General features: G+C 42.5%; 1 pseudogene. It reads left to right on the top strand.

Features of this window, described 5'->3' with window-relative positions:
- Positions 1–1590: pseudogene (gene treC, locus HT701_RS11020) on the top strand (alpha,alpha-phosphotrehalase); the annotation flags it as partial.
- Positions 1591–1603: the final 13 nt, after the last annotated feature.

The raw sequence follows: 1603 nt of genomic DNA on the forward strand, positions 1-1603 counted from the left end.
ATCAAATCTATCCAAAATCTTACAAAGACACCACTGGAAATGGTATTGGGGACTTCCGTGGGATTATCGAAAAAATCCCCTATTTAGCCAAACTGGGCGTGGATATGGTCTGGCTCAATCCATTCTATCCAAGCCCTCAACGGGATAATGGTTACGATATTTCAGATTATATGGCAGTGGATCCTCTTTTTGGTGATATGACTGATTTTGAGGAAATGGTGCGTGTCGGTAAAGAGCATAAGATTGACTTTATGCTGGACATGGTACTCAATCATTGTTCGACAGAGCATGAATGGTTTCAGAAAGCCCTAGCTGGTGACAAGTACTACCAAGACTTTTTCTTCATCCAAGACCAACCAACAGACTGGCAGTCTAAGTTTGGTGGCTCTGCATGGGCGCCCTTTGGGAATACAGGGAAATACTACCTTCACCTCTTTGATGAGACCCAGGCTGACCTTAACTGGAGCAATCCCAATATCCGTAAGGAGCTTTTCAAGGTTGTTAATTTCTGGCGCGACAAGGGTGTCAAAGGTTTCCGATTTGATGTGATCAATTTAATTGGCAAGGACGAGGTTTTAGTGGATTGTCCTGAAAATGAAGGAAAGCCAGCTTACACAGACAAGCCCATCGTTCATGACTATTTGCGTATGATGAATCAAGCCACTTTTGGATCAGACGATAGTTTTATGACAGTTGGGGAAATGTCCTCAACCACCATGGGAAATTGTGTCCTTTATTCGTCGCCTGACCGTCAGGAATTATCCATGACCTTTAATTTTCATCATCTCAAGGTGGACTATAAGGATGGACAAAAGTGGACCTTGGCTCCCTTTGATTTTGAAGAGTCTTTACCATAGCTGGGGCAAGGAAATGAGTGATAAAGGTGGTTGGAGTGCTCTCTTCTGGAACAATCACGACCAACCACGCGCTTTAAACCGTTTTGTTGATATTCAAAACTTCCGCAAGGAAGGAGCTACCATGCTAGCGGCCAGTATTCACCTTTCACGTGGGACACCTTATATCTATATGGGCGAGGAAATCGGGATGATTGACCCAGACTATGATTCTATTGCTGATTATGTGGATGTCGAATCGCTCAATGCCTATCAGATGCTCTTAGAGGAAGGGAAGAGTCAGGAAAAAGCCTTCCAGATTATTCAAGCTAAGTCGCGTGATAATTCACGAATTCCTATGCAGTGGGATGCTTCTGAAAATGCAGGCTTCACAGTAGGGACTCCTTGGCTCAATGCAGGAAAATCCTACCCTCACATCAATGTAGAAAATGAAATCCAAGGTCCGATTTTCACCTTCTACCAAGACTTGATTCGACTGCGTAAGGAAATGCCTATCATCTCAGAAGGAAGTTACAAACCAGCCTTTGAAGATAGCAAGCAAGTCTATGCTTTTGAACGTCAGTATGAGGCTGAAAAGTTACTTGTGCTCAATAATTTTTATGCCACAGAAGTGGAAATCGATTTGCCAGTAGCCTACCAAAATGGACAAATTTTGATTTCAAACTATGAAGACGCAGAAGTGTCTGAGAAAATTCTACTCAAACCCTATCAAACACTGGCTATTTATGTAAATTAATACTCTTCGAAAA

This window comes from Streptococcus sp. 10824 (assembly GCF_013276595.1).
GTDB lineage: Bacteria > Bacillota > Bacilli > Lactobacillales > Streptococcaceae > Streptococcus > Streptococcus pseudopneumoniae.